Origin of the sequence: Haloarcula sp. S1AR25-4, from assembly GCF_031624555.1 — an archaeon.
Lineage (GTDB): Archaea > Halobacteriota > Halobacteria > Halobacteriales > Haloarculaceae > Haloarcula > Haloarcula pellucida.
In genome coordinates, this window is sequence record NZ_JAMQOR010000002.1 from 404,023 (window position 1) to 429,123 (window position 25,101).

At 66.5% G+C, this 25,101-nt stretch carries 25 protein-coding genes; 14 read left to right on the forward strand and 11 right to left on the reverse strand.

Going from position 1 to position 25,101, the window contains the following annotated elements; genetic code table 11:
• The first annotated feature begins 22 nt into the window (after positions 1–22).
• Positions 23–199, forward strand: a complete 177-nt coding sequence (locus NDI85_RS10745) for a hypothetical protein (RefSeq protein WP_188996725.1) — start codon at positions 23–25, stop codon at positions 197–199.
• Here the strand turns inward: NDI85_RS10745 and NDI85_RS10750 are convergent.
• The 3 genes from NDI85_RS10750 to NDI85_RS10760 form a co-directional block, all read right to left on the reverse strand.
• Entirely contained in the window at positions 196–1,602 is a 1,407-nt protein-coding gene (locus NDI85_RS10750; RefSeq protein WP_310915755.1) for an NAD(P)/FAD-dependent oxidoreductase, read from the reverse strand. The two genes, NDI85_RS10745 and NDI85_RS10750, sit on opposite strands and share 4 nt — an antisense overlap.
• Positions 1,603–1,675: 73 nt before the next feature.
• Positions 1,676–4,195, reverse strand: a complete 2,520-nt coding sequence (locus NDI85_RS10755) for an MMPL family transporter (RefSeq protein WP_310915756.1) — start codon at positions 4,193–4,195, stop codon at positions 1,676–1,678.
• Position 4,196: 1 nt separating this feature from the next.
• Positions 4,197–6,122: a COG1361 S-layer family protein gene (locus NDI85_RS10760; protein ID WP_310915757.1), complete on the reverse strand. Its 1,926-nt coding sequence runs from the start codon at positions 6,120–6,122 to the stop codon at positions 4,197–4,199.
• Positions 6,123–6,327: 205 nt separating this feature from the next.
• Between NDI85_RS10760 and NDI85_RS10765 the strand changes: the two genes are divergently transcribed.
• Complete coding sequence (locus NDI85_RS10765; RefSeq protein WP_310915758.1) at positions 6,328–6,960, forward strand: TetR/AcrR family transcriptional regulator; 633 nt, start codon at positions 6,328–6,330, stop codon at positions 6,958–6,960.
• A 128-nt stretch (positions 6,961–7,088) separates the two neighbouring features.
• On the opposite strand, the gene NDI85_RS10770 is transcribed toward NDI85_RS10765, so the two are convergent.
• On the reverse strand, positions 7,089–7,667 hold the full coding sequence (locus tag NDI85_RS10770) for a HalX domain-containing protein (RefSeq protein WP_166972074.1): 579 nt from the start codon (positions 7,665–7,667) through the stop codon (positions 7,089–7,091).
• 92 nt (positions 7,668–7,759) lie between these two features.
• On the opposite strand from NDI85_RS10770, the gene NDI85_RS10775 reads away from it, so the two are divergent.
• Complete coding sequence (locus NDI85_RS10775; protein WP_229783097.1) at positions 7,760–8,362, forward strand: hypothetical protein; 603 nt, start codon at positions 7,760–7,762, stop codon at positions 8,360–8,362.
• 5 nt (positions 8,363–8,367) lie between these two features.
• Here NDI85_RS10775 and NDI85_RS10780 read toward each other — a convergent pair whose 3' ends face one another.
• Positions 8,368–8,943: a response regulator gene (locus NDI85_RS10780; protein WP_188996715.1), complete on the reverse strand. Its 576-nt coding sequence runs from the start codon at positions 8,941–8,943 to the stop codon at positions 8,368–8,370.
• 161 nt (positions 8,944–9,104) lie between these two features.
• Here NDI85_RS10780 and NDI85_RS10785 point away from each other — a divergent pair, with 161 nt between their 5' ends.
• Positions 9,105–9,392: a hypothetical protein gene (locus NDI85_RS10785; RefSeq protein ID WP_166972080.1), complete on the forward strand. Its 288-nt coding sequence runs from the start codon at positions 9,105–9,107 to the stop codon at positions 9,390–9,392.
• Here NDI85_RS10785 and NDI85_RS10790 read toward each other — a convergent pair.
• The gene (locus NDI85_RS10790) at positions 9,389–10,240 is read right to left on the reverse strand and encodes an NAD(+)/NADH kinase (protein WP_188996713.1); all 852 of its coding nucleotides are present in this window, start codon (positions 10,238–10,240) and stop codon (positions 9,389–9,391) included. The genes NDI85_RS10785 and NDI85_RS10790 overlap by 4 nt on opposite strands.
• A gap of 111 nt (positions 10,241–10,351) precedes the next feature.
• Between NDI85_RS10790 and NDI85_RS10795 the strand changes: the two genes are divergently transcribed.
• Both NDI85_RS10795 and NDI85_RS10800 read left to right on the forward strand, forming a co-directional pair.
• Positions 10,352–11,482, forward strand: coding sequence for a KaiC domain-containing protein (locus NDI85_RS10795; protein WP_310915759.1), 1,131 nt, complete (start codon positions 10,352–10,354; stop codon positions 11,480–11,482).
• 105 nt (positions 11,483–11,587) lie between these two features.
• Positions 11,588–12,031: a universal stress protein gene (locus tag NDI85_RS10800; RefSeq protein ID WP_166972087.1), complete on the forward strand. Its 444-nt coding sequence runs from the start codon at positions 11,588–11,590 to the stop codon at positions 12,029–12,031.
• A 118-nt stretch (positions 12,032–12,149) separates the two neighbouring features.
• Here NDI85_RS10800 and NDI85_RS10805 read toward each other — a convergent pair whose 3' ends face one another.
• Genes NDI85_RS10805 through NDI85_RS10815 form a run of 3 tightly spaced genes read right to left on the reverse strand, consistent with a single transcriptional unit; the run spans position 12,150 to position 13,938 of the window.
• Positions 12,150–12,581 carry a universal stress protein gene (locus NDI85_RS10805; RefSeq protein ID WP_166972089.1) on the reverse strand — a complete coding sequence of 144 codons (432 nt, stop codon included), beginning with the start codon at positions 12,579–12,581 and terminating at the stop codon, positions 12,150–12,152.
• A gap of 55 nt (positions 12,582–12,636) precedes the next feature.
• Positions 12,637–13,530: a Vms1/Ankzf1 family peptidyl-tRNA hydrolase gene (locus NDI85_RS10810; RefSeq protein WP_310915760.1), complete on the reverse strand. Its 894-nt coding sequence runs from the start codon at positions 13,528–13,530 to the stop codon at positions 12,637–12,639.
• 42 nt (positions 13,531–13,572) lie between these two features.
• A complete protein-coding gene (locus NDI85_RS10815) occupies positions 13,573–13,938 on the reverse strand; it encodes a DUF5802 family protein (RefSeq protein ID WP_310915761.1) in 366 nt (121 codons plus the stop codon).
• Between the two features lie 132 nt (positions 13,939–14,070).
• Between NDI85_RS10815 and NDI85_RS10820 the strand changes: the two genes are divergently transcribed.
• The 3 genes from NDI85_RS10820 (at position 14,071) to NDI85_RS10830 (ending at position 16,590) form a co-directional block, all read left to right on the forward strand.
• Positions 14,071–14,709 (forward strand): DUF1405 domain-containing protein, encoded by a 639-nt coding sequence (locus tag NDI85_RS10820; RefSeq protein ID WP_188996705.1) that lies wholly within the window; start codon positions 14,071–14,073, stop codon positions 14,707–14,709.
• A 95-nt stretch (positions 14,710–14,804) separates the two neighbouring features.
• Entirely contained in the window at positions 14,805–15,893 is a 1,089-nt protein-coding gene (locus NDI85_RS10825; RefSeq protein WP_310915762.1) for a hypothetical protein, read from the forward strand.
• A 49-nt stretch (positions 15,894–15,942) separates the two neighbouring features.
• Positions 15,943–16,590: a metalloregulator ArsR/SmtB family transcription factor gene (locus tag NDI85_RS10830; protein ID WP_188996701.1), complete on the forward strand. Its 648-nt coding sequence runs from the start codon at positions 15,943–15,945 to the stop codon at positions 16,588–16,590.
• On the opposite strand, the gene NDI85_RS10835 is transcribed toward NDI85_RS10830, so the two are convergent.
• A complete protein-coding gene (locus NDI85_RS10835) occupies positions 16,582–17,079 on the reverse strand; it encodes a hypothetical protein (RefSeq protein ID WP_310915763.1) in 498 nt (165 codons plus the stop codon). The genes NDI85_RS10830 and NDI85_RS10835 overlap by 9 nt on opposite strands.
• A 133-nt stretch (positions 17,080–17,212) precedes the next feature.
• Between NDI85_RS10835 and gatD the strand changes: the two genes are divergently transcribed.
• From gatD to NDI85_RS10860, 5 genes are all read left to right on the forward strand, one after another.
• Entirely contained in the window at positions 17,213–18,460 is a 1,248-nt protein-coding gene (gatD, locus tag NDI85_RS10840; protein WP_188996697.1) for a Glu-tRNA(Gln) amidotransferase subunit GatD, read from the forward strand.
• A gap of 102 nt (positions 18,461–18,562) precedes the next feature.
• Positions 18,563–20,209, forward strand: a complete 1,647-nt coding sequence (locus NDI85_RS10845) for a PQQ-binding-like beta-propeller repeat protein (protein ID WP_310915764.1) — start codon at positions 18,563–18,565, stop codon at positions 20,207–20,209.
• A gap of 167 nt (positions 20,210–20,376) precedes the next feature.
• Complete coding sequence (locus NDI85_RS10850; RefSeq protein WP_310915765.1) at positions 20,377–22,017, forward strand: PQQ-binding-like beta-propeller repeat protein; 1,641 nt, start codon at positions 20,377–20,379, stop codon at positions 22,015–22,017.
• A 142-nt stretch (positions 22,018–22,159) separates the two neighbouring features.
• Complete coding sequence (locus NDI85_RS10855; protein ID WP_310915766.1) at positions 22,160–23,845, forward strand: PQQ-binding-like beta-propeller repeat protein; 1,686 nt, start codon at positions 22,160–22,162, stop codon at positions 23,843–23,845.
• 38 nt (positions 23,846–23,883) lie between these two features.
• A complete protein-coding gene (locus tag NDI85_RS10860; RefSeq protein WP_188996689.1) occupies positions 23,884–24,783 on the forward strand; it encodes a GNAT family N-acetyltransferase in 900 nt (299 codons plus the stop codon).
• Between the two features lie 17 nt (positions 24,784–24,800).
• Here NDI85_RS10860 and NDI85_RS10865 read toward each other — a convergent pair whose 3' ends face one another.
• The gene (locus NDI85_RS10865; RefSeq protein ID WP_166972116.1) at positions 24,801–25,076 is read right to left on the reverse strand and encodes a ubiquitin-like small modifier protein 1; all 276 of its coding nucleotides are present in this window, start codon (positions 25,074–25,076) and stop codon (positions 24,801–24,803) included.
• Positions 25,077–25,101 lie beyond the last annotated feature (25 nt).

Below are 25,101 nucleotides of genomic sequence, written 5' to 3' on the forward strand. Positions count from 1 at the left end.
CGTGTAGGTTCAAATACATAACATGGCACACCAGCCAGAGCGACCACAGGAGTACGTCTGCGAGCAGTGTCACGCCGTCTTCGCGGGCACCGTCCACGGCGACCCGCCGGACCACAGTTACACGCCGCCGGACGAGTGTGCGGCCTGTGGTGGATCCGGGTTCGTCGAGATACAGAACTATCCGTCGATGCGGGACTAGTCGTCCAGTTCGGCCACGCAGTCCCGGATGAGGCCGTCGAGGTTCTCGGGCAGGGTCGGATGGTACGCCCGGTCGGGCAGGTCACGCACGTCCAGCCCCATCTCGACGACGATCTGCATCGTCTTCGCGAAACTGTCGGCGTGGTAGTGCAGCCCCTGCCATCCGAGGACGGTGCCGTCTTCGGCGTCGACGACGAGTTTCGAGAGCCCCTCGGGGACGTCCTTCGACTTGAACACGCCGTCGTCGCTGGCCTGCCGAGTCGCCGTCACGATGTCGTACCCCTCCTCGCGGGCCGTCTCCTCGTTGTGGCCCACGCGGGCGAAGGGGTAGATGCCCAGTCCCGAGAAGATGACGTGGTGGTGGACGTTCTCGTAGGCCTGTGGCTCCGCCCCGGCCTCCTGTCGCAGGATGTTCTCTGCGGCGGTAAAGCCCTGCTCTTTGGCGACGTGGAGGATCGGTTCTTTCTCGTTTACGTCGCCGACGGCGTAGACGTGATCTGCGTCTTCCGTCTGCATCGTCTCGCGTACCCAGTCGCCCTCGGCAGAGACGGACGTGTTTTCGAGGCCCAAGCCTTCGAGCGTCGGGCGGCGGCCGGTAAAGAGGAATAGCTGGTCGGCCTCGTAGGTGTCCTCCGTGCCGTCCTCGAACTCGACGTGCAGGCGGACACCGCCGTCTGCCGTCTCCTCCAACTCACACTCGTAGCAGTTCGTCGGAATCGTGATGTCCCAGTTGTCCTCGTAGATCTGCCGGGCCTCGTCGCCGAAGGCGGGGTCGGCCTCGTCGATGGGCCGGTCGTCGTGTTCGATGACGGTAAGTTCCATCCCGCCGGCCTCGGCGAGGTAGGGGACCATCTCCATGCCGATGTAGCCAAAGCCCATCACGATGCCCGAGTCCGGGAACTCCGTGGCGTGGAGGACGTCCTTGCTCGTCATGAACTCCACCTCGTCGATACCGGGGAGGTCCGGGACGTTCACCGAGGACCCGGTGGCGACGACGACGTAGTCGGCCTCGTACTCCTCGCCGCCGGCCCGGACGGTGTGGTCGTCGACGAACGTGGCCGTGTCGTGGACGAACTCGACGCCGTCGCGTTCGGCCATCGAGTGAATGGAGTCGCGGCGGTGGCCGGCCCACCCGCGGGTGTGGTCGTTCTTTTGCTCGACGACGGCTTCGAGGTCGACGTCCGGCACGTCGCCGACCAGTCGGTGGTCGTGCCGGGCCTGAAACCGGTGAGCGCCTGCGGAGAGCACCTCTTTCGAGGGCATACACCCTTCGAGGATACAGAGGCCGCCGCCGGGGTCGCCGTTGTCGATGAGCGTGAGTTCGATTCCGTCCGCTTCGACGAGTTCGCCGGCGACGGCCGCGCCGGCGCTCCCGTACGCGCCGATGATGACGACGTGGGTCATATCGGTAGGCTAGCGGTGGTTCCGGATAAAGGCTTCAGTGGCGTGTCGCCGAGAGACAAAACCGACAGACGCGTCAGTCGTCGCCCTCGGTCGGTTTCACTGGCTGCTGGGGGCTCCCGAGGTCGAACAGACGCCGGAGCGGTTGGTCGTAGTTGGTGACGCTGTCCCAGACAACCAGCACCGACGGGAGCAGGAACACCGACGTGAGGAACGCGTAGACGATGGAGATGCCGGTGAGGATGCCGAACTGTCCCAGCGCCGGGAAGATAGCGAGGGCCAGCACGCCGATGCCGGACGTGGTCGTGAGCATGCTCCCCAGTAGCGCGCCGCCGGTCCCGCGGACCGTCGCCTCCAGTGCCTGCTGGAGGGGTTTCTGGTGTATCTCGTCGGCGAACCGGTGTGTGACGTGGACGGAGTAGTCCACCCCGAGACCGATGGTGATAGCGAGGATGGTCGCGGTGATGGCGTTGAACGGGATGCCCAGATACCGCATCGTCCCGGCGATGAGACAGACGGTGACGACGATGGGCACGAGGTTCGCCACGCCCAGCGAGGGCCGGCCCTCGAAGAGGCGATAGACGAGGACGAGATAGATGCCGGTCCCGGCGAGTGCCACCGCGAGCGAGGTGATCGCCGATTCGAGGATGAGGTTGGAGACGGCCTGAAAGACGACGATACTCCCGGTAGCGACGGCGGTATAGCGGAATTCGTTCGCCAGCGCCTGCGTGTCGTCAGTCACGTCACCGTTGTCCGCGTCGGCCTCGACGGTGTAGACGATGCGGGCGTTCCGGTAGTCGTCACCGAGGTACTGGAGCGTCCGATCGCGCGAGGAGGAGTCGAGCAGGTACTCGTATACCGTCCCGAGGTTGTCGTCGGGGACGCCGTTGTCGTTGGCGTCGTTGCGCTCGACGAGACGGCGGAACTCGGGGTCCCGCGCAGCGCGGTCCTGGATGACGGTGACGATGGACGTCGCCTTCGCCCGGCCGTCTTCCCGGACGAAGGAATCCGGCGGGTCCTCGCTAGCGCGGTAGATGGACTCCAGCGCCCCGTCCTGTCGCATCGGCCGCTCTAAGTACACCGTCGTCTGTCCGCTCTGTGTCGATCCGAAGTTGTCTTCGAGGAAGTTTATCTGCTCGGTGACGGTGTAGGTGCCCGGCTTGAACGGTTCGGGCAACTGCATGAGGTAGTCGGGGTTCTCCTCTGGCGGGAGGAAGTCCGTCTGGTCGAACGTCGTCGAGATGTCCGTCGCGTACGCGCCGGACCCGGCGCTCAGCAGGAGCATCAGCGCGAGGAACACCAGCGGCGCGCGATTGGCCACGGTGATACCGCCCTCCAAAATTCGCGCCAGTGCACCGCCTTCCTCACCGAGCGGATGGGTGCTGAACGTCGGGATGGGGTACCGCTCGCGCAGCCGGTCGATCTCCACCTTCGCGGCGGGGAGGAAGATACCGAACAGGAGGAACGTGAACGTGATACCGATGGCCGCGACGGCGCCAAAGTCCCGAATCGGTGGGAGCGCGCTCGTGAGGTTCGCCGCGAAGCCGATGATGGTCGTCCCGGTGACGATGAAGAACGCGACGATGAGTTGGTCGGTCGTGATGCGCATCGCCTTCTCGAGAGAGGCCCCCGCCTGGCGCTCCTCCCTGTAGCGGTTGATCGCGTGGATACCGAAGTCGATACCCACCGCTAACAACAGCGGTGGGACGGCGATGAGCATCTGTGAGAACGGGATGCCCGCGAGCCCCATGAACCCGAACGTCCAGATGATGGCCATCAGCAGGGTGACCATCCCCAGAACCAAGTCCGCGAGGTCGCGGTAGGCGACGATGAGGAAGAAGATGATGAACAGCACGGCCGCCGGGACCACGAGCAACAGCGAGTCGACCAACACGCGGGCGTTCTCGTCGGCGATGATACCGCTCCCGAAGACGGTGATACTGCCGTGGGCCGCCGACTGGACGACGTAGTCGGCGCGCTGCTGGATACCCGTCAGCGGACTGGAACCGCCCTGGCCGGACCCAGAGGAGATGCCAGCGGGTACCTCGTGGGTCGCGAGGCCGATGGTCGCCGAGACCGAGGCGGACCCACGGTTGAAATCGTTACTGACCAGCGACGTGAATCGAGGGTTCTCGTCGGCCGCGGTCCGGACCGCCGCGTCGATTTCGCTCTCGGTGGCCGACTCGACGGCTCGAATCTGTGCCTCGGTCGAGGTGGCCGTCGGGTCCAGCTTGGTGGCGACGATACTGGCCGCACTGGAGGTGCTCTGCACCCTGAGGTCCGGCTTCTGTTCCAGCCGATGCTGGGACCTGAGCATCCGCAACAGCCCGTCCTTCGAGAGGACGTTGTCGCCGCGCTGGATGAGCTGTGTCGACCCGGTGTCAGGCGAGAACGCGGGCGAGAACTCCTGATTGACCTGCTCGAAGGCCTCCTCTGCCGGGAGGCCCGTCGTGAACTGCGAGGTCCCGGCGTTGGTCGAGATGTTGCCCAGTCCGGCGGTAAAGATCAGCGTCGCGACGAGGAAGACGGCGACGACCCGACGGGAGTCCTCGACGATGCGGTCGTCTATCCAGTCGATGTACCGCTGATACTCCATCTTATCTGAACCTGAAGTAGCCGCCGATAGCCAGTACGGCCACGAGCGCGACGCCGCCGATAGTCGCGAGCGGCGACCCACCGCCGCCCTGCGACGTGACGCCGACGGCGACGCGGTAGGTGTCCGAGACCGGTGTGTCACCGTCGGGTTCCTCGTACCGGAAGTCGAGCGAGACGGGGTAATCTTTCTGCATCGCCCCGCCGCTCGCGCTGATACCGAAGCGCAGCGTCGTCGACTCGCCGGGTTCGAGGCGGTCGATGTACGCCTTGTCGTCCGTGACGGAGATGGGCGAATCGGCGAACAGTTTCGCCGAGATGTCGGTCAGCGGCACGTCTTCCGCGTTAGTCACGGTGAGTTCGAGGGTCGCCGTACCGCCAGCGTCGACCGTCGTGTTGGCGGACTCGATGTCGAACTCGTCCTCGCTGGCCGCGACGTCGGTCCGGACCTCCATCGTATCGCTCTCACGGCGGTCACCGTTGTCGTCCCGGTACACCGCGGTGAAGTCGAACTGTCGCGGGCCGGCGTCGGCGTTCTCTGAGGCGTCGACGCCGAAATCCACCGTCGCTGACTCGCCGGGTTCGAGGTTCCCGACGGCGTACTGGGTCTCCTGTGGCGAGAGGTTGCTGTGATCGCTGTTCCAGTTCAGGACGACGTTCCTGACCGCACGCGGACCGTCGTTGGTCAGCGTGGCTTCGAGGCGACCGTCTTCACCGGCCTGCAGAGTTGCGGTCACGTTCGAGAAGGAGAACCGCTGCTCCGGTTGGGGCTGGAGGCCCAGCGAGAGGCCCTCGTCGACGCCCGCGTCACCCTCCGGGTCCTCGTACTGGACCGACGTGGAGAGGGCATACGAGCGCGTCTCGGCGTCGGGACTGGCCGTCGCGTCGACGACCACGGTCCGGGTCTCGCCGGGTGCCCACGTTCCGACGTACTGCGTCGTCGAACTCGACTCACCGAAGGTGATATCGGAGCTCTGTGAGGTGACCGTGACCGTCGCGTCGCGGACCGTCACCGGACCGTCGTTTCGGAGGGTCACCGCGTAGGAACCGGTGTTGTCGACCGCGACGGCGTTCGACGTGTTCACGACCGAGAACGTCTGTTCTGGCTGCGGCGCGATACCGACCGACGAGCCGACGGACTGCTTTCGGGCGCCGTCCGCGTCGTCGAACGTGGCCGAGAGGTCGAACTGATAGGGTTCCGATTCGGCGTTCTCGGAGGCGCTCACGCGGTACCGGAAGGTCCGCTGTTCGCCGGTCTCCCAGACGTCGACGTACCGCGAACTCTCCGTGCCGCCACCGACGCCGAGGTCGCCACTCCGACTGGCGAGCGTCACGGCGGCGTCACGCGCGACCTCGTTGCCCGTGTTCTCTACGGTGACGGCGACCGTGCCGGTCGACCCGACGCGGGCGTTGGACTCGACGTTCGTCACGTCGAAGGTCGCGTCGTCGGTGACGTGAACCGTGACCATCGCGGTTCGCGTGACTTCGTTCTCGTCGCGGCTCCCGTCGCTCTCGGAGATATAGCTCGTGTGTTCGTACGCCAGTTGCACCGGTATCTGGTACTTGCCGGGGTTTGCGTCCTCGTCGATACTGACGTCGAACGAGACCGTCTTCGAGGGCCCCTGTGGGAGCGTCCCGAGCGACTGCCGGGAGGTCGTGACGGATACCGGCGCACCGCCCGATTTCACGTCGACCGTCAGTCCGCGAGCAGTCGTCACCTCGCTGTTCAGGCTCGGGTTGCTCGCAGATCCGGAGTCGAGGTCGCCGCTGTTGACGAGGACCACGTCGAGCGTGGTCTCCTCGCCCGGCGAGACGGTGTTGTCAGCGAACGTCACGTCGATGTCGGGACTCCCGCTCACCGCGGCGGCGGCGGTACCGGCGGATAGCAAGAGCGCGACGACGATCAGCGTCAGTGGTGTTCGGAATCTCATTGCGTGGGGACAGTGATAGAGGGGAGTTCGTCAGCCGATACGGGGATCGTTGGGACGGGCAAGTCCGTGTTCGGGCCTTTAGGGTCGTCGAACCCGAACCACCTATCGGTCATCTCGTATCGAACGAACGTTCGGTCAAATATCAACGTTCCGGTTACCGACTGGTACGAAGCACTTTAGTCTACCAAACGAATATTCGGTCGGGATGACCGACGCGCTTCCGTTCGCGGGCGAACCCGAGGACTCGCACGAGGCGATAATGCGTGCGACGTTCTGTGCACTGCAAGAACACGGCTACGCAGGACTCTCTATCCAGCGTATCGCCGACAAGGCAGACCTCAGCAAGTCGACGTTCTACCACCACTTCGACGGGAAAGAGGATCTGCTGCTCTCGTTCCTCGAGTTCACCCTCGAAGAGTTCGACCGCATCTTCAAGCTAGAGTCGACCGGCGACCCGGCGACAGACCTCCAGACGTTCTTCGGCCTCCTCCTCGGGGACTTTCCCACGGTCGACGGGATGCCAGAACAAGAGGACATACTGGCGACGTACGTCGAATTGCGGGCACAGGCAGTCCGTAACCCGGACTTTCGGGCGAAGTTCACGGAGACGGACCAGAAGTTCACCGACCGTATCGCCACCCTCATCGAGGAGGGTCGCGAGGACGGTGCGTTCAGAGACGTCGACGCCGAACGCACCGCACAGTTCCTGTTGACCACGCTAGAGGGAATCACGCTCCAGAACGCGACGCGAGACGACAACCCGCTCCCGCAGATGCGCGAGGCCATGGAGTCCTACATCGAAAACGAACTGCTGGTCGAGGACCACACCGAGTCGTAGCCATCCGGTCTCGTCGACGTCACGGCAGACCAGCGACGTCGACGCCTCCCCGACCGAGGCACCGTGTACGCCTGTTGCTCGCAATCATCGCTCTCAAGCTACTTCGCGACGGACTGAGCCCCTTCTGATTACCCGGAGTTTCGGCCGATATCGCGGTACGTCTCGACGATGTCGTCGAAGTCGTCGAGTTCGGTCCGAAGCTGCCACTCCAGTTCGTCGGCACGCGCTTTGAGCGCGGTGTACTCGCTGCTGTCTTCGAGCTGTGACACCGACTTCTCGGCCTCCAGCACGGCTATCTTCGACGTTATCTCGAAGAACTCGTCCAGTCGCTCGTCCTCACCAGGTGAGTCGAGATGCTGATCGAGCGTCGACAGTAAGGTCTCCCGGTCGACCGGTTTCCTGAGGTAGTCGTCGAACGCCATCTCGAGGATGTTCAGATCCGGATCCACGGCCGTCAGCATGATGATAGCGCCCTCGTAGCCTCGCTCACGGAGTCGGTCGAGGACCTCGTCACCGTGTACGTCCGGCATCCGACGGTCCAGTAGAATCGCGTCCACGTCCGGTCCGGCCAGTTCCAGCGCCGCCTCGCCCCCGTACGCGACGCTCGTCTCGTAGCGCTCACGGAGTCGAAGCGCCTGTGTGTCCGCGATGTCGTGTTCGTCGTCGACAATCAGGACATGCCCACGTCTGTCTGTGCCGGGGGACACGTCCCTCCAGTAGGACGGAGAGACGCATATGTCTTATCGCCCGGCGGCGTCTCGAAAAAGGTTAACTCGTGGCCCGTCGACTCCGAAGTAGGATGGACGACACCTCCGGTAACGGCGCCGCGGCGTCCGGACGATTCGGGAGCCTCGCTGTCGTCGTCGGCTACATCGGCGCCGGAGCGATAACGCTCGCTGTGCTCATACTCGGGGTCGACACAGTAGCTGATCTCCCCGTCTCGCGAACGGTCGGACTCGGTCTCGGCGTCGCACTCGGCGGTGGTCTCGGCGCCGTGGTTCACTTCCTCCAGACTGCGGACGACGCCGAGATAGCGGACGAGACGATGACCGTCGACGTCGACGACTCGTCCGTGCCGGCGCCACAACCAGCGGACCTCTTTGACGGTCACCCGGATCCCGTCCTCTACTACGCGAACGAGGGTCACGGGCCGGTGATTCGAGCGGCCAACGAGGCGTTCGCCGCGACGTTCGGCGTTCCGGCCGACCAACTGGCGGGGACACCACTCTCCGAGGCAGTGCTCGTTACCGGTGCCGAGACGGCGGCGGAAACACAGCTAGACACGGACGGGTTCGACGCCGTCGTCACCTGCGAGACTGACAGTGGGGCGGCGTCGTTCCGACTCAGGACTGTCGCTTCCGAGACGAGCGGGTACGTCCTCTACACTCCGCTAGACGACTGAGCGAGTTAGCTCGGCCGGCGGCCGATCTCTTTGAACGCGGTGTCGATGCTCTCGAACTCCGAGAGCGCCTCGTCCATCTCCGATTTGAGTTCCTCCACACGTCGTTCGAGCGACTCGATACCGTCGCTGTCTTCGAGTGTCTGCGGAGTCTTCTCGCCTTCCAGCAGCGCGAGTTTCGACGTGACTTCGAGATACTCCGCGAGTCTGTCATCGTACCGGCGCGCGGCCAGTTGCTGGTCGATAGCCGCCACGAGGTCCGATTTATCGACCGGCTTACAGAGGTAGTCGTCGAACGGCATGTCGATGATGTCGAAGTCCGGGTCCACCGCCGTTATCATGATGACGCGGGTCGAGATGTCGCGGTCCCGTATCTCCGCGAGGACGTCGTCGCCAGAGATGTCTGGCATCCGTCGGTCCAGTAGCACGACGTCGACGTCCTCGTCGACCCGGGCGAGTGCGGCCTCGCCACCGTAGGCCGTCTCTGTCTCGTACTGGTTGCGGAGACGCAACGCATAGACGTCTGCGACCTCTTCCTCGTCGTCTACGACGAGAACGGTCGCATCCGCAGTGGAGTCTGACACGATATTATCTACTGCTAGCTGCGTACATATAACTATTCGTCACCGTCTGAGTCCCGGTACTGCCGGTCGGGAGCGGTGTCGAGGGCCGTCTCGGTGTGTGCCAACGAGCGGTGACGGAACGGAACTTTAAAGATTGCGTCACGGCCAGATTCGGGATAGGAATGCTCGCGCCACCGCTGCAAGTCATCGACAGCTTCCTGCTGAACTACACCATCGGTGATATCCTGCTCTTGGGGTTCGTCGTGGGCGCTGTCGGCATCCTCCCGATGCGCTCGCTCCGGATGCTGGGCGTCCACACCATCGCGATGGGTGCCCTGCTCCTCATCACGCCCGCAGCAGCGATGGAACCGAACGCCGGCAGCGTCCTCGCCTCGTCGTTCCAGTACAAACTGTTCGGGCTGGTACTGCTCGCCGTCGCGCCGGTCCTCTACGCCGTTGGCCGCCGCTAACCCAGTTTCCCCAGCGCGGTGAAGAAATCGAGCGGTGGCCCGGCCAGCCGGATCGGTTCGCTCGCCCGCGACAGCGTCACGCGCTCCGGCGGTGTTATCTCCTCGCGGACCCGTCCGTCACTGACTACGACGCCACTTTCTGCATCCGTCAGCGTCACGACCACGTCGCTGTCCGCGTCGACGACCAGTGGCGGCATCCCGTCGACCTCGGCCATCCCCGTCACCACGAGGCCCGCGACGTCGGGGTGGACGAGCGGCCCGCCCTCGCTGAGGTTGTACGCCGTCGACCCCGTGGGCGTCGCGACGAGTACCCCGTCGGCGTGCCCGCTGGTGTACAGCGACCCGTCGACGCGCACCTCGAACGTCCCGCCACCGCCGGAACCGCGGTGGGACCCCTGCACGACCACTTCGTTGAGCGCCGGAGAGAGCGTCCATCCGGGGCCGCTGGCCCGTAGCCGCGGCATCGCTCGCGTGCGGGCACTGCCGGTCTTCTGGATGTGTTCGACCTCGGCGACCACCGTCTCGACGGCCTCCTCGGGCGCGAGGGCGTTGAGAAAGCCGACTTCGCCGAGGTTGACGCCCATGAGCGGCGTCGACCCGGCACCGCGGGCGGCATAGAGGAAAGTCCCGTCCCCGCCGATGCTGACGACGAGGTCACAATCACGCATCTCCTCGACCGGACGACTCGACGGCTGTGATGCGTCCCACGCCTCGTGGTCGTCTAAGGCCGCTCCGGTCGTCTGGTCTACGGCCACCGATTCCCCCACCTCGGCGAGGCGGCCGGTCAGCCTGCTTGCGAGCGACATCGCCCGGTCGTTGTCTCGCTGGGCGACGATACCGACGGTCATTGCCCGTGTGTTTCCCGCGGGCGGGTATAAACCCTCCACGACGGCAAGGTTATATTTATCTGGGCGAGAACGTCACTCCATGGCCCGGGTCTGTGGCCGGTGGTCGGGGCGATGAGTGACGACGAGCGACGGGACGACGACTGGTTCGAGAGCGCTGTCCAGAGCGAACCCGAAGACGATACCGACGCCGACGACACGGAGCGCGAGGAGTCGACCGACGCGGAGCGTGACGACGGTCCGTTCGAGGACGCTGATGGCGACAGCCCGTTCGGGGACGCTGGCGGCGACAGCCCGTTCGGGGACGCTGGCGGCGACAGCCCGTTCGGGGACGCTGGCGGCGACAGCCCGTTCGGGGACGCTGGCGGCGATAGCCCGTTCGAGGACGCTGGCGGCGACAGCCCGTTCGGGGACGCTGGTGGCGACAGCCCGTTCGACGAATCCGGCGGCGACGGGCTGTTCGACGACGACTTCGCGTCGGCCTTCGAGTCCGCCGGTGACCCCGGTGGCGGCGGTGGCGCCGACTTCGAGGACGAGGACTTCGACTCCGACATCCCGCGCATCGACGTCGGTATCGACGGGCTCGACCGGATGATACAGGGCGGGATTCCCCGTCGACACCTCCTCGTCACTATCGGGTCGGCAGGCACCGGGAAGACGACGTTCGGCCTGCAGTTCCTCCACCACGGCCTCCAGAACGGCGAGAGCTGCGTGTTCATCACGCTCGAACAGTCACACGAGGCCATCATGGACACCGCCGACGACCGTGGGTGGGGGTTCGAGGAGTACGAGGCCGAGGGTCGACTGGCCGTCATCGACTTAGACCCAGTCGAGATGGCGAACAGTCTCGACAACATCCGGGGCGAACTCCCGGACCTCATCGAGGACTTCGGCGCGGACCGACTGGTGCTTGATTCCGTCTCGCTGCTCGAGATGATGTACGACAAGCCCTCGAAGCGCCGGACCGAGGTGTTCGACTTCACGCGGTCGCTGAAGGACGCCGGCGTGACGACGATGCTCACCTCCGAAGCCAACGAAGACAACCCCTACGCCTCCCGCTACGGCGTCATCGAGTACCTGACCGACGGCGTGTTCATCCTTCAGTACGTCCGCTCGGAGACCCGCGAGACCCGTCTCGCCGTCGAGATTCAGAAGATTCGGAACGCGAATCACTCCCGAGAGACGAAACCCTACGAGATAACCATGGACGGCATCAGCGTCTACCAGCAAGCCAATATCTTCTGACGGCGGGACCGGAGTCGGCGTGATTCGGGACGCCGGCGCCATCACGAACCACACGTATCACGACCGGCCGTGTGATTTTAAGCCGCTGCCTGTCGAGTCACCGCTATGGTGCTGCTCGTTCCCTTCGACGGTTCGGAGCTCTCACAGGCCGCCCTCGAACGCGCGACGGAGTTCTCCGAGTACACCGGTGAGGACGTCCTCGCGCTGGTCGTCATCCCCGACGAACCCGACTACGCTCTGGAGCGCAACTGGCTCAACCCGAACGACCCCTTCGATCCGGACGACATCGCCGACACCCTGCGTGAGCGCGTCGCCGAGATAGCGCCGGAGGCGGAGTTCCGCGCGGAAGTCCCGGAAGACGTCAGTTCGATGGCCTCCATCACCACCGACGTGGTCCGGACGATTCGATCGGTCGCCCACGACGTCGACGCGTCTATCGTCTTCGTCGGCAGCGAGAACGCCGGCCGCGTCTCGACGCCCGTCTCCAGCGTCGGTGCCCCCGTCTCCGAGGACCCGCGATACGACATTCACATCGTGCGACACGCGTAATCGCGGCAGGTGAGCCGCGATTGCGCACGCCCGAATGTCGGCGATGTGGCCGGCGCTTTGTCACGCGTAACCGCGGCAGGTGAACCGCGAAACAGCGGCGTATCGGTAGCCTCGGCCGTCAGCGGATGACCGTCACGGGCACCGTCGCCCGGCGGACCACCGTCTCGGCGACGCTCCCGAGCAGGATTCGCGAGACCCCGGAGCGCCCGTGACTCCCCATCACGATCTGGTCGATGTCGTGGTCGTCGGCGTAGTCGACGATGGTCTGGGTCGGCCGACCGACCTCCAGCACTCGCTCGACCGTTTCGACGCCGGCGTCGTGGGCCGCCGCTTCGAGGTCGTCGAACAGCGACTCGGCGGCCGCCTTCTTCTGCTGGTACCACTCCTCGGAGAAAGAGGGAACAGACGCCTGCGCGCTGTACCCGGCCTCGGCCGGGTTGATGACGTGTAAGAGGACGACCGTGGCGTCGGGGTAGTTGTCGACGACGAACTCGGAGGCGGCCTTCGCCTGGTCGGACCCGTCGACGGGGACCAGAATACGCTTTCCCATACACTCCCTGCCCGCGGCCGACGGCTTGAATCTTCGGCCTGTGACAGCGACTGCGTCAGGGGACGCGCAATCGGACCGTCCACAGCGACCGAACGGCGTCGGCCAGCGCGCCCTCCGGGTCGCCCGTCGCGTCGACGGTCCGGGTAACAGCGGCGTCGGCCTCGAACTCGTGGATGACCGACCCCTCGCCGACGACGTAGAGGGTGTCGGGGTCGACCGCCTCGATGGCGGCCCGACAGCGTTCGAGGTGGCTCGCTATCTGCTGGTCGCGCAACCGTTCGAACCGGGACTGAGAGAATCCGCCCTTCGAGTGCTGGCTCTTGAGGTCGGCGTCGAAGCCGTGGAACGCGGTGCGCTCGCCGTCCTCGTACTCGCCGAGCGCGAACAGGTCCGAGCGGACGAGAGCGACCGTGTACTGACCCGTCGGTTCGAACCACGACCGTTCCAGTTCGACGCCGGCGCTCCACGTCGCGAACGGTTCGGGCGGCACCGGGACCGAGAGACAGGCCGACAGCAGGCCGGCGTCGTCGGTCACCGCGAGACACGGGGCGGCGCGGGTGACCAGCGACGCGCGGTCACCGAAGGCGTCTCGGACGGGGCCGGGTAAGTGACTCTCGTCGGCGACGTAGGCAGTGAAGACGCCCTCTGGCTCGCTCTCGACCGACGAGAGTCGGTCCAGTATCTCGCCCACTCGTCGGCCGTTGAGGCGGTCCTCGGCGCGGTAGGCGTACTCGCCGTCGTCGGCCTGCAGTCGCTCGACGCGGTCCTCGAGTTCGGTAACGCGGTCCTCTAGCCGGTTGACCTCGGCTTCGGCCTGCTGTCTGGCCGTCGACGCCTCGGCGCGGCGCTCTTCTTCGGCGTCGAGTTGCCGTTCGAGGTGGCGTTTCTCCGCTTCGAGGTCAGCGACGCGCTCTTTGAGCGAGGCACGCCCCAGCAACCGGTCCAGCATCGACTGGACTGCGGACTGGGACGGGCTTAAAAGTGGTTGCCCTCAGACGGCGCTATCGGGCAGCGCCGACGTCGTGTCGGTCACCGACAGCAGTTGGGCCGCGTGGTCCGCCTTCGCGAGGAACACCTCACGAAGGCTGGGCGGGTTCCGCACGTTCGCAGATTCGAGCACCTCGTCCGGGACGGCGAGGGTGTCGGCCGGGACCCGGTCGTCGCCGTGGACCGGGAAGTGTCGGGGGCCGAGTTTCATTACGAGCGGGAGGTCTGTGCGTTCGACTCCCTCGCCAGAGGCGTACAGTTGCTGGTTGACTCGCTCGTGTTGGTCCCGACACATCGCGGCCGCCCCGTCCTGACGTGGTTCGACGTAGAGGCGACCGAGGTAGTAGCCGCGGGAGAACTGTTCGAACATCGGTACGGTCGTACGTGTGGTAGTCACACACATAAGCTTTCGCCGATACCCTTTTGCCGTCGGGCTTTCAGGCCGTAGCTCTCGCGCGCCGGGACCGATAGGGTTTCTGCGGGGCGGGGCCGAGAGGCCCCCATGGACAACGAGCGGGGGCCGTTGCCGCGTCGCTACGCGCGGTACTATCTGGAGAACACGCCGAGTCTCGTGTGGCTGGTCGTCGTCAACGTCGTAGGAATCCTCGTCGGCGTCCGGTACTACGTCGATACGATGCCCGGCGTCTCGACGTTCCTCTGGCCGCTGTACGCCGATTCGCCGACCGCCCTGTTCCTGCTGACGCTGTCGCTCGTGACGCTGCTCCCGTTTCTCGGGCGCTCGCTCGACGACGTGCCGGCGAACCTGCCGCTGGCGTACCTCCACACTATCGCGCTCGTGTGGCTCCTGAAGATGGGTGTGTGGACGTTCGTCGCCCTGAACCTCGGCTTTAGTGCGTACTTCCCGGAGCCGTGGGCGTACTTCGGTATCATCGTGACCCACGTCGGGTTCATCGCGGAGGGGCTGTTAGTCCCTCACTACGCCCGAACGACTCGCGGTGCGCTGCTGACGGCGCTGGTCGTTGCACTCGGCAACGACGTCGTCGACTACGGCTTTGGCTACTACCCGCCGCTCCGGTACGATCCGGGCCTCACGCTCGTCGTCGCGACGGTGGCGCTGTCAGTCCTCTCGGTCGGAGTGGCATGGAAGATCATGCCGAGGCTGGACGAGAGACGCTCCTAAACGCTCTTGGACCGTCTGCACTCGTTTCACTCGGCGCTGAACGGAGCGAACGAAGGGGCCGCTTTTTAGGGTGGGTCGGCAATGAGCGAGTAGAGATGACTCGACGGTACGTTGTGGGACTCGTGCTGTGTCTCGTCGCCGCTGCAATGCTGGGCTTACCGGCGGCCGCGGCACAGGAGACGACCACCGACACCGCGACCAACGAGACTGCGACCACCGACACCGCGACGAACGGTACCGCGGCCAACGACACCGACGGCGGACCGGGTCTCGGGGCGCAACTGACCGCGTTCCTGCAGTCCAGTTCGGCCGCGACCGACGACACGGTCGAGAACGGTATGTGGCAGGCCGGGTTCGAGCGTGCGAACGAGAATAAACGGGCGCAGATGGTGACCAGTCGAACGGGCGCTCTCGAACAGCGCCTCGAACGGCTTCGCGAGCGAAACGAGAGCCTCCGCGAACGGTACGAAAACGGAACCATCCCCCGGCAGGCCTACGTCGCCCAGCAGAGCCGTCTCGCCGCCCGCATGGACGCACTCGAAACGGCAGTGAACGACACGGACGAGGCCGCAGCAGTGGCCGGCGTCGAGGATAGCAGAATCGAACGGCTCAAAGAGAACGCCAGTCGGCTATCAGGACCGGACGTCGCCGCTATCGTGCGTGGGAACGGCGGCGGCCCACCGGTCGACGCTCCCGGCCAATCCGAGGCGAGTACCGACGAGGGAAACACGTCGGCGAGAGGCCGTGACCGAGGCGCTGACGGTCAACCCGGAGACGGCGGCGCCGTACCGGCCGACGAGCCCGGTCCAGCGGCCGGTGATGACACGGACCCTCGTAACTCGAACGCGACGAACAGTTCCGCGAACGAGACGGCCGGCAGCGACGGCGCGGGAAACGCGGGCGGCGGTGCTGGCGGCGCTGGTGATGGCGGTGCTGGTGCTGGCGGCGACGGCGGTGCTGGCAGTGCTGGTGATGGCGGTGCTGGCAGTGCTGGTGATGGCGGTGCTGGTGATGGCGGCGACGGCGGCGCTGGCAGTGCTGGTGATGGCGGTGCTGGTGGCGACGGCGGTGCTGGTGGCGACGGCGGTGCTGGCAGTGCTGGTGACGGCGGCGCTGGCAGTGCTGGCGACGGTGGCGACGGCGGGAGTGGGGACGGGTCGGCCGCCGGTGGCCGCGCTAACTGACGGCCGCAGGAGTCACCCTTTTCTACTGCGACCCGCTACCCTCGGGTGAATGGACTCCGCCGAGTTGCTCGACTTGCTGGGGAACGCCAATCGGCGACGTATCCTCCGCTTGCTCGCACACAAACCCTGCTACGTGACCGAGATAAGCGAGTACATCGGCGTCAGCCCGAAGGCCGTCATCGATCACCTCCAGAAACTGGAGGACGCCGGCCTCGTCGAATCTCGCACCGACGATCAGCGCCGGAAGTACTTCTCTATCGCCCGGAACCTCCGTCTGGAGGTCCGCGTCTCCCCCTACGAGTTCGGGACCAAGAGCGCCTACCCGGCCAATCCCGGACTCGACATCTCCACCTGTCGGCACCTCTCTATCGACGTCGACGAGGAGGGCGACGGCGAGTTGCGTGACCTCGCCCACGAACTCGAACACCTCGAACAGCTGGAGAACGAACTCTCGCTGGCCCAGCGGTGGGTACAGGGTCGCGTCACCGACGTCCGCGACCAGTTCGACCAGCGCGTAGATGACGGCGACGGCCGCCTGTACGCGGAACTCGTCAGTGCGCTGTCCCACGGGCCGGCGTCGGTCCGGAAGTTAGCACGGACTATCGAGGCACCGCCCGAGATGGTCGACGAGGCGCTCGAACGACTGGCCGATGAAGGCGTCGTCGAGCAGACCCGCGACGGGTGGCAGTTACGATAGGTCCCGCGTCAGGCCGTCGCGCAGGTCCCGGCCGAAGTAGTGACCGAGGAGTGCGAGGACGAGCCCCACGGCGGCGGCGACGGCGAACAGGCGCCCCATCCCGAGTTGACCGCCGGCGATGCCACGGACGACGAACTGCGAGAGAAAGGACGTGACCGAGAGGAGGCCAGCGGTGACCCCACCGGCCAGCGCCGTCTCCGCGTAGCGTCGCTCGCTCGCCACCAGCCCGTAGACGAACGCGCCGGCCGGAATCCCGAGTAGCGCGGTGAACGGAAGCAGGGGGACCAGACTCCCGGCGACGGCGCCGCCGCCGACGGCGACGAGCGCGAACAGGAGCGCCCGGAGCGAGAAGTAACTCCCGCCTGCTGACTCGGACTCGGTCTCGGTGGTCGTCGAGAACCCGTCGAGACGGCCGATACCGGGGCTCTCTTCGGCTGTATCGGCCTCCGCGTCGGCCTCGCGGGTCCGCTCTGCCGTTCGCTCGGACATACGTTTCGTTCGGCTCGCTGGACCTATGGCCTTTGTGGAGGTGCGGCGGGGGCGACTGGAACAGGCGCCCCCACCGCCCGGAGCGAGCGCCGAAACAAATGGGTTCAAGTCACGCCGGCAGGAACCCACGCGCATGAACGCAGGCGACCGTGTTCGCGTCGACAGCGCGGACCAGAGCTACGAGGGCGTCTTGCTGCCCTCCAGTACGCCCGACCACGTCGTGGTCAAACTCGACGGCGGGTACAACGTGGGCATCGACCGGGACGAGGCGTCGGTCGAGGTCCTCGAATCCGACGTCTACGACGTCGAGAGCGCACAGGACGAGGACAGTCACTCCGAGATCGAGTTCGACGAGGAACTCCCGACGGTGTCGCTCATCTCTACCGGCGGCACCATCGCCTCGACCGTCGACTACCGCACCGGCGCGGTCACCGCGCAGTTCGACGCCGAGGACGTCCTCCGGGCGGTGCCGGACCTCGCGGGGATGGCCAACTACCGGGGCCGCGTCGTCGCCAACATCCTCTCGGAGAACATGACGACCGACGTGTGGCAGGACCTCGCACGCGCCGTGAAAGCGGAGATCGAGGCCGGCGCCGACGGCGTCGTCGTCATGCACGGCACCGACACGATGCAGTTTACGGCCTCTGCGCTGGCCTTCATGCTCGATACGCCCGTGCCGGTCGTCTTCACGGGTAGTCAGCGCTCCGCGGACCGCCCGTCCTCGGACAACGTGATGAACGCCGTCTGCGCCGTCGAGGCCGCCAAGAGCGACTGCGCGGAGGTGCTGGTCTGTATGCACGCCGACGAGTCCGACGACCGCTGTGCGCTCCACCGCGGCACCCGCGTCCGAAAGAACCACACCTCCCGCCGGGACGCCTTCGAGACGGTCGGCGCGAAACCGCTCGGCGACGTCGACTACGACACCGACGGCGACAACGCGGTGACCTTCCGCCGCGAGTACACCGAACGGGGCGAGGCGGACCTCGCGCTCCACGACGCCCTCGCAACAGACGTCGAACTCCTGAAGTTCACGCCCGGGATGGACACCGAACTGCTCGAAACCGCCGCCGAGGGGGCCGAGGGTCTCGTACTGGAAGGCACCGGACTGGGCCACGTCAACACCGAGTGGATTTCGGTGCTCGACGACCTCGACATCCCCGTCGTGATGACCAGCCAGTGCCTCGAAGGCCGGGTGTGTGACCGCGTCTACGACACCGGCCGAGACCTGTTAGCGGCCGGCGTAATCGAGGGCGAGGATATGCTCCCCGGCACCGCGAAAGTGAAACTGATGTGGGCGCTCGAAAACGCCGACGACGCCGCCGACGCGATGAGCGAACCGCTGGCCGGCGAGATTCAGCAGCGGTCGACCCCTTGGTTGTAGCGCTCGCGACACCGCCGGCCGGGTCGAACTGACGTTTTAAAACCGCGTTTTGCGACGGTTACCACACGACTAGTAATTTCGCACACACCCGAGCGTGCGGACATGTCTCGACAGCAACTCGTCGCGCTCGTCCTGACGGTCGCGGTCTGTGTATCGCTGGTGCCCGTCGCCGTGGCGGGCCCGACCGACGCGGACGACTGGCCCGGCGAACGCGGTGGGCCCGCCGCGACGGGGTCCAACGCGGGGAACGCCCCCAGCGGCACGAACGTCACGCTGGCCCACGAGTATCCGGCCGGCGACTCCAGAGCGGGGGTCGTCCACCAGAACGGCACGAGAGGCGCGGGCGAACCGACCACGCCGGCCGTCGTCGACGGGACGATGTACGTCGGCTACGACCACACCGGTTCGCCGGGCTATCACAGCAGAGGCGACGTCGTGGCGTACGACACGACGACGGGCGAGATGGTGTGGAACCGGACCGCGTTGCCGAAGGTTCGGTCGACGCCCTCGGTGGGCAACGACCGCGTCTACGTCACCGGAACCGGCCCCATCTACGACCGACAGCACCCGGAGGAGGCGAGTGCTGTCGGCGGTCGCCCGGGCGGGACGTTCGCCATGAATGCGACGACCGGCGAGATGGAGTGGTCGCGAAACGTCTCTGGTCAGGGGCAGGTGCTGGGCGAGGACCGACTCTACGTCAACACCGGTCGCGCGGTCGCGCTGAACGCGACGACCGGTGAGACGGTGTGGGACGGTCCCGACGACGTTCGACCCACCCACCTCGCGCTGTCGAACGGGACCCTCGTATTGACCGAGGCGTCCCGGAACGTCTCTGTCGTCGCGCTGAACGCGACGACCGGCACGGTCGAGTGGAACGCCACCCTCGACACGTCCGCGGAGTCCGCCGACCCCAGCGGCCTCGCTATCGACGACGGGACCGTCTACGTCTCCGACGGCGAGGACACGCTCGGAGCGCTTTCGCTCGCAGACGGCGCCGTCGAGTGGCGGCGAGACTACGGCCAGAGCGGCGAGCAAAGCGGCCTCACTGCACCGGCGGTCCAGAACGGCACCGTCTACGTGAGCGAGACGCTCGGACACTCGGCGGTGTACGCACACGACGCCGAGACGGGAGCGACCGAGTGGCAGTTCGACCCGGCGGGCGCGGCGTTCGCTGCCCCGACCGTCGCCAACGGGACCGTCTACGTCCCCGCGAAACAGGAACTGGCGTCCGGGGACCGCACCTCCGAAGGCGTGTACGCACTGAACGCCAGCACCGGCGAGCGGCGCTGGACGTACGCCGACGACCGACCCATCGACCGGAGTACGGTGGCCGTGACGCCCGCGGAGGGCCACGTGTACGTGACGCTCGGCGAGCGAGAGATATTCTACAACGACGGGGCGCTGTACGCCCTGAACGCCTCGGACGAGGCGCCCGCCGACTACAACCGGTTCGTCGACAGAATCGACGACGACCCCGCCCCCTCTGTCACCCTGGCGTCTGACCCGCCGAACGCCGAGGACCAGAATCTGCCGGGCGGGTACAACGTCACACTGACCGCGAACGCCAGCGACACCGACGGCACCGTCACGGCCATCGAGTGGGACGTCGACGCGGACGGCGAATTCGAGCAGTCCGGCGAGTCCGTCACGATTCCGCTTGATTACTGTGGGGCCCTGACGGTCACGGTTCGCGTCACCGACGACGACGGCAACGTCGCAACCGACCGTATCGTGCTGTCGACGGTATAGCGCGCCCGCCAGTTCGAAGCGGCCACGGAGTCCGGGCGTTCGAGGCCGGGGTGGGCACCGTACTCGGAGAGGCCACTGCGTCTCCCGGCGTACGGTGTCGAAAACGCGACGTTATGTCTGTTTAACAGAGGGATAGTAAATGGGAACTGCGATAAATTCTCCCACAGATGGAACGAAACCAACTCCTGACAATCGCAGCCGTCGTCGCTATCTGTGGGTCGGTCGTGCCGACCGTCGCCGCCGCGGGACCGACACTCGCGGAGACGGGCGACGACTGGCCCACCGACCGCGGCGATCTCGGACGGACCGGTGTGAACGCGGGTAACGCGCCGACCGGCCCGAACGCGACAGTCGAACGAGACTACCCCGGTACGGGGACGGAGTTCGGTGAGCCGACTGCTCCGGCAGTCGTCGACGGCACGATGTACGTCGGCTACGACGATACCGGCGGCGACGTGAGTTACCAGAGCAAGGGCCACCTCGTCGCCTACGACGCCTCGACCGGCGACGTCCTGTGGAACCGGAGTCGGTTCCCGAAGATTCGCCAGACGCCGACCGTCACCGACGGACGGGTGTACGTCTCGGGCCGCGGGCCGTACGACAGCGGGATGGGGCAAGTCACCGGCGACACTCGCGGCGGCGTCTTCTCGCTGAACGCGACCACCGGCGACGTGCGCTGGGCGCGCAACGGGAGTGACTTCGACCGGGTGACCGGCCATCTGGTGGCCGACGGTCGCGTCTACGTCCAGCAACCGAGGGTCCTGCGCGCACTGAACGCGACGACGGGAGCGACGGTGTGGTCCCGGAGCGACGTCTCGGCCGACGCGATGGCGTGGGGTAACGGAACGCTCGTCGCCGTCTCCGAGGGGAGCGACGGCCCGACGGTCACCGCACTGGACCCGGCGACGGGCGACCAGCGCTGGGCGACGACGACGTCCACCGACGACGAGTACGTCGATCCCGGTGGCGTCGCCGTCGCCAACGACACCGTCTACGTCTCCGACGGTGAGAACAACGTCTCCGCACTCGCCGTGGACGGTGGCAGTGTCGAGTGGACGACGGCGTTGCGCTCCGAGACGGGTGACGTCCCGGCCGAGTCGGCGTCCGCACCGGCGGTAGCAGCAGGCGTCGTCTACGTCAGCACGACCGACGATGCGGTCGGCACCGTCCACGCCGTCGACGCCGAGACGGGGGCGACCGCGTGGCGGTTCGAACGGGCCGAGGCGGAACTGTTCGCCCCGACCGTCGCGAACGGGACCGTCTACGTCGGCGCGAAACAGGCGGCGAAAGCGGGTCACCTATTGGCCGACGGCGTCTACGCCCTCAACGCGACCGACGGTGGAGAGCGGTGGAACTTCGCCCGCCAGGAGTTCATCGACCGGAGCGTCGTCTCGACCACGCCCGCCAGCGGGAAGGTGTACGTCACCGTCCGCGAACGGGAGATATTCTTCAACAGCGGTTCGCTGTACACGCTCGAATCGACCGACGAGGCCGTCGGCCCCCGACACCGGTTCAGAGAGGGCCAGCCGGTGACCTACGAACCGACCCTCACTGTCACGACGACCCCGCCCGACGCAGAGCACCGGGACTTAGACGCGGGGACGAACGTCACGCTGACCGCGAACGCGAGCGACCCCGACGGCACCGTCGCGGCCATCGAGTGGGACCTCGGGAACACCGGTACCGTCGACCGGTCGGGCGAGCACATCACCGTGCCGCTGGACTACTGTGGAACGCTGGTCGTCAGGGTCCGAGTCACCGACGACAGCGGCGAGACCGTCAGCGAGTGGATCCGGCTCTCGACCTGACCCCGGCGACGCGGTGGCCTGTCGATACGTCGTCGGTACGCCCGAATCTCCCCGACGTGCGCACTCGGATGGCCGTCTAACGCGACATTATCACGGGTTATCTCTCAGATAGTAAACCTCATTCTCTTTGAAACGGCAGCTGATGGTACGAAACAAATTGTTGACAGTCGCAGTGGTCGTCGCCGTCTGTGGGTCGTTGGTCCCCGCCGTCGCCGTCGCAGGGCCGACCGCGACGGACGCGTCGGCAGACGACTGGACGGCCAGTCAGGGCGACGCACAGAACACGAACGCGAACGACGCCGACGGGCCGACGGGCCCGAATGCGACCGTCGCTCGGCAGTTTCCGGACGGTGGCGCGGAGTCAGACATCGGCCGACCGTCGGTGCCCGCCGTCGTCAACGGGACGGCGTACGTCGGCTACGACGACTCTGGATCCAGTGCGACCTACGTCAGCAAGGGCCGTGTCATCGCCTACGATACGGCGAGCGGCGAGGTCGAGTGGAACCAGAGCGACATCCCCGGATTCACCGAAACCCCCACAGTCGCCGACGGCTACGTCTACGTGACGAGTTCGGGCGACGGGGCCGACACGGACGACGACCCGGCGAATCAGACCGCCGGGGTCTACGCCCTGAACGCTACCACCGGCGAGATAGCGTGGACCCGGACCGGCTCCGATGCGGGTAACTTCGTCGTCAGCGACGGTCGGATGTACGTAGAGACCGGGGCGAACCTCACCGCGCTGAACGCCTCGACCGGCGAGACGGTGTGGACCCGGCCCGCCGAGCAGGACGCCTTCGACATGGCCGTGGACGACGGAACGCTGGTTCGTCGAGAAGGGGGGCCGTCGGGGAACGAAACCACCCTGCGAGGCGTGAACGCCTCGACTGGTGACGTACGGTGGAACGCTACGCTCACCGGCACCGATACGTTCGACAACTACTACGTCGTGCCCGAGCGATCGACCGTCAGCGCCGCCGACGGGACCGCCTACCTCACGGTCGGCGACCGGACGCTCTCGGCCGTCTCGCTCGACGACGGGTCGATCGAGTGGGAGCGGACAGTCACCAACGAGAAGCGAAACCTGGAGACCCAGTGGCTCTCCCCGCCAGCAGTCAAGCACGACACAGTGTACGTCAGCACGCTCCACGGGAGCGACGACGGTGACAACAGCACCGTCTTCGCTCTGAACGCGACGACGGGCGAGACGGAGTGGCAAGCGTACAACGACGCGAAACTGTTCGCACCGACCGTCAGCAACGATACCGTGTTCCTCCCGGCCGAACAGGTGACCGTCGAAGGCCAGCAGTACGGCTCCGCGCCTCGTGATGGCGTCTTCGCACTGGACGCCACCTCCGGTGAGATCCGCTGGACCTACGCGCTCCCCGGCCTCGCCCACAGCAGTCGGTTGTCGGCCGCGCCGGCCGAAGGGGCACTGTACGTCCGCACGACTACCTGGGACGTCTACAGCGACGACGGGCGGGTGTACGCGCTGGAGTCGACAGCGAACGCCACGCCAGCAGACAGTCGGTTCATCCTGCAGGACGACCCCCGGACGAAGCCGTTCGTCTCCATCGAGACGGACCCGGCAAACGCCGGGGACCGCGACTTAGACGCGGGGACGAACGTCACGCTGACCGCCGACGCCAGCGACCCCGACGGCGACGTCACCACCATCGAGTGGGACGGCGACGAGGACGGCGAGTTCGAACAGTCCGGCGAGTCCATCACCGTCCCGCTGAACTACTGTGGGACGCTGACGGTCACGGTTCGCGTCACCGACGACAGCGGCGAGACGGCCGTCGAAAGCGTCGAACTGACCACCTGACTCGTAGCTTTTTCCCCCCGCCGTCCGACGGACGAGACATGTCACCGACCGTCCGTCAAGCACGGGCCGACGACTACGACGACGTCGTCGCCTTCGCCGAGGAGGTATGGGCCGACCGGCCCGACACCGTCGACTACATCCCCGAAGTGTTCCGGCAGTGGGTCGACACCGACGGGCCGACCCAACATACCGTCGTCGCCGAGGTCGACGGCGCGGCCGCGGGCCTCTGTCAGGCAGTCATGCTCACCGACCACGAGGCGTGGTTTCAGGGCATCCGCGTCGACCCCGACCACCGCGGCGAGGGCCTCGGGAAAGCGATGGTCGGACACCTCTTCGAGTGGGCCCGCGGGCAGGGCGCGACCGTGGGCCGAAACATGGTGTTCTCGTGGAACGACGCCGGCCTCGGGCAGTCCGTCGCCACCGGGTTCGACCCGGACACCGCGTTCCGCTGGGCGCACCCCGAGCCACGCGACGTGAGGCCCGACGCCGACGGGCCGGCCGTCGAGAACGACCCCGCGGCGGCGTGGAGTTACTGGACCGGGAGCGAGGGACGAGGCGCGCTCTCCGGCCTCGCACTCGACCCGGGCCAGCCGTGGGCGCTCTCGGAGTTGACACGGGAGCGACTGTACACGCTAGCCGACGAACAGGCCGTCTTCGCCGTCAAGGACGACGGGACGTGCGGGATGGCCGCCCGGGTGCGAGAGACCGTCGACCCCACCGCCGACGAGACGCTCGCGGAGTACGCCCTCGGGACGTGGGTCGACGCCGACGCCGCAGCGTCCCTGTTCGACGCGATACGCGCCGACGCCGCCCAACTGGACGTCGACGGGACCAGAGTGTTGATTCCGGAGACGCCGCGTCACGTCGCCGAGGCGGCCTTCGTCCGGGCCGACCTCGCGGACTGGCCGGACTTCGTGCTCTCGGCCGACCTCACGTGACGACAAAAGACCGCCGATTAGCCGCCGCTGACCGGCGGAAACAGCGCCAGTTCCGACTCCGAGTCCACCGTCGTCGCGAGGCCGTCGCCGTCCGCGAACGGGTCCTCGCCGTCGACGAGGAGGCGGACGTGGTCGGCCAGTTCACCGTCTTCGAGGAGGTCCTCGGCCAGCGCCGGTCGCTCGGCTAGCAACGCGTCCAGTGCCGTCTCGACTGTCGCACCCTCCGCCACGTCGACGCGGACGGTCCCGCCGTCGGCCGCAGTCCGCAGATGCGCGAACAGTTTCCACTCCATACTCGAATCGGGGCCGGCCGTGACT

Bases quoted from the DNA above. Each gene is read 5' to 3' on its own strand.
- NDI85_RS10745 (WP_188996725.1), top strand. From the start codon at position 23: ATGGCACACCAGCCAGAGCGACCACAGGAGTACGTCTGCGAGCAGTGT.
- NDI85_RS10750 (WP_310915755.1), bottom strand. From the start codon at position 1,602: ATGACCCACGTCGTCATCATCGGCGCGTACGGGAGCGCCGGCGCGGCC.
- NDI85_RS10755 (WP_310915756.1), bottom strand. From the start codon at position 4,195: ATGGAGTATCAGCGGTACATCGACTGGATAGACGACCGCATCGTCGAG.
- NDI85_RS10760 (WP_310915757.1), bottom strand. From the start codon at position 6,122: ATGAGATTCCGAACACCACTGACGCTGATCGTCGTCGCGCTCTTGCTA.
- NDI85_RS10765 (WP_310915758.1), top strand. From the start codon at position 6,328: ATGACCGACGCGCTTCCGTTCGCGGGCGAACCCGAGGACTCGCACGAG.
- NDI85_RS10775 (WP_229783097.1), top strand. From the start codon at position 7,760: ATGGACGACACCTCCGGTAACGGCGCCGCGGCGTCCGGACGATTCGGG.
- NDI85_RS10785 (WP_166972080.1), top strand. From the start codon at position 9,105: ATGCTCGCGCCACCGCTGCAAGTCATCGACAGCTTCCTGCTGAACTAC.
- NDI85_RS10790 (WP_188996713.1), bottom strand. From the start codon at position 10,240: ATGACCGTCGGTATCGTCGCCCAGCGAGACAACGACCGGGCGATGTCG.
- NDI85_RS10795 (WP_310915759.1), top strand. From the start codon at position 10,352: ATGAGTGACGACGAGCGACGGGACGACGACTGGTTCGAGAGCGCTGTC.
- NDI85_RS10800 (WP_166972087.1), top strand. From the start codon at position 11,588: ATGGTGCTGCTCGTTCCCTTCGACGGTTCGGAGCTCTCACAGGCCGCC.
- NDI85_RS10805 (WP_166972089.1), bottom strand. From the start codon at position 12,581: ATGGGAAAGCGTATTCTGGTCCCCGTCGACGGGTCCGACCAGGCGAAG.
- NDI85_RS10810 (WP_310915760.1), bottom strand. From the start codon at position 13,530: ATGCTGGACCGGTTGCTGGGGCGTGCCTCGCTCAAAGAGCGCGTCGCT.
- NDI85_RS10815 (WP_310915761.1), bottom strand. From the start codon at position 13,938: ATGTTCGAACAGTTCTCCCGCGGCTACTACCTCGGTCGCCTCTACGTC.
- NDI85_RS10820 (WP_188996705.1), top strand. From the start codon at position 14,071: ATGGACAACGAGCGGGGGCCGTTGCCGCGTCGCTACGCGCGGTACTAT.
- NDI85_RS10825 (WP_310915762.1), top strand. From the start codon at position 14,805: ATGACTCGACGGTACGTTGTGGGACTCGTGCTGTGTCTCGTCGCCGCT.
- NDI85_RS10830 (WP_188996701.1), top strand. From the start codon at position 15,943: ATGGACTCCGCCGAGTTGCTCGACTTGCTGGGGAACGCCAATCGGCGA.
- NDI85_RS10835 (WP_310915763.1), bottom strand. From the start codon at position 17,079: ATGTCCGAGCGAACGGCAGAGCGGACCCGCGAGGCCGACGCGGAGGCC.
- gatD (WP_188996697.1), top strand. From the start codon at position 17,213: ATGAACGCAGGCGACCGTGTTCGCGTCGACAGCGCGGACCAGAGCTAC.
- NDI85_RS10845 (WP_310915764.1), top strand. From the start codon at position 18,563: ATGTCTCGACAGCAACTCGTCGCGCTCGTCCTGACGGTCGCGGTCTGT.
- NDI85_RS10850 (WP_310915765.1), top strand. From the start codon at position 20,377: ATGGAACGAAACCAACTCCTGACAATCGCAGCCGTCGTCGCTATCTGT.
- NDI85_RS10855 (WP_310915766.1), top strand. From the start codon at position 22,160: ATGGTACGAAACAAATTGTTGACAGTCGCAGTGGTCGTCGCCGTCTGT.
- NDI85_RS10860 (WP_188996689.1), top strand. From the start codon at position 23,884: ATGTCACCGACCGTCCGTCAAGCACGGGCCGACGACTACGACGACGTC.
- NDI85_RS10865 (WP_166972116.1), bottom strand. From the start codon at position 25,076: ATGGAGTGGAAACTGTTCGCGCATCTGCGGACTGCGGCCGACGGCGGG.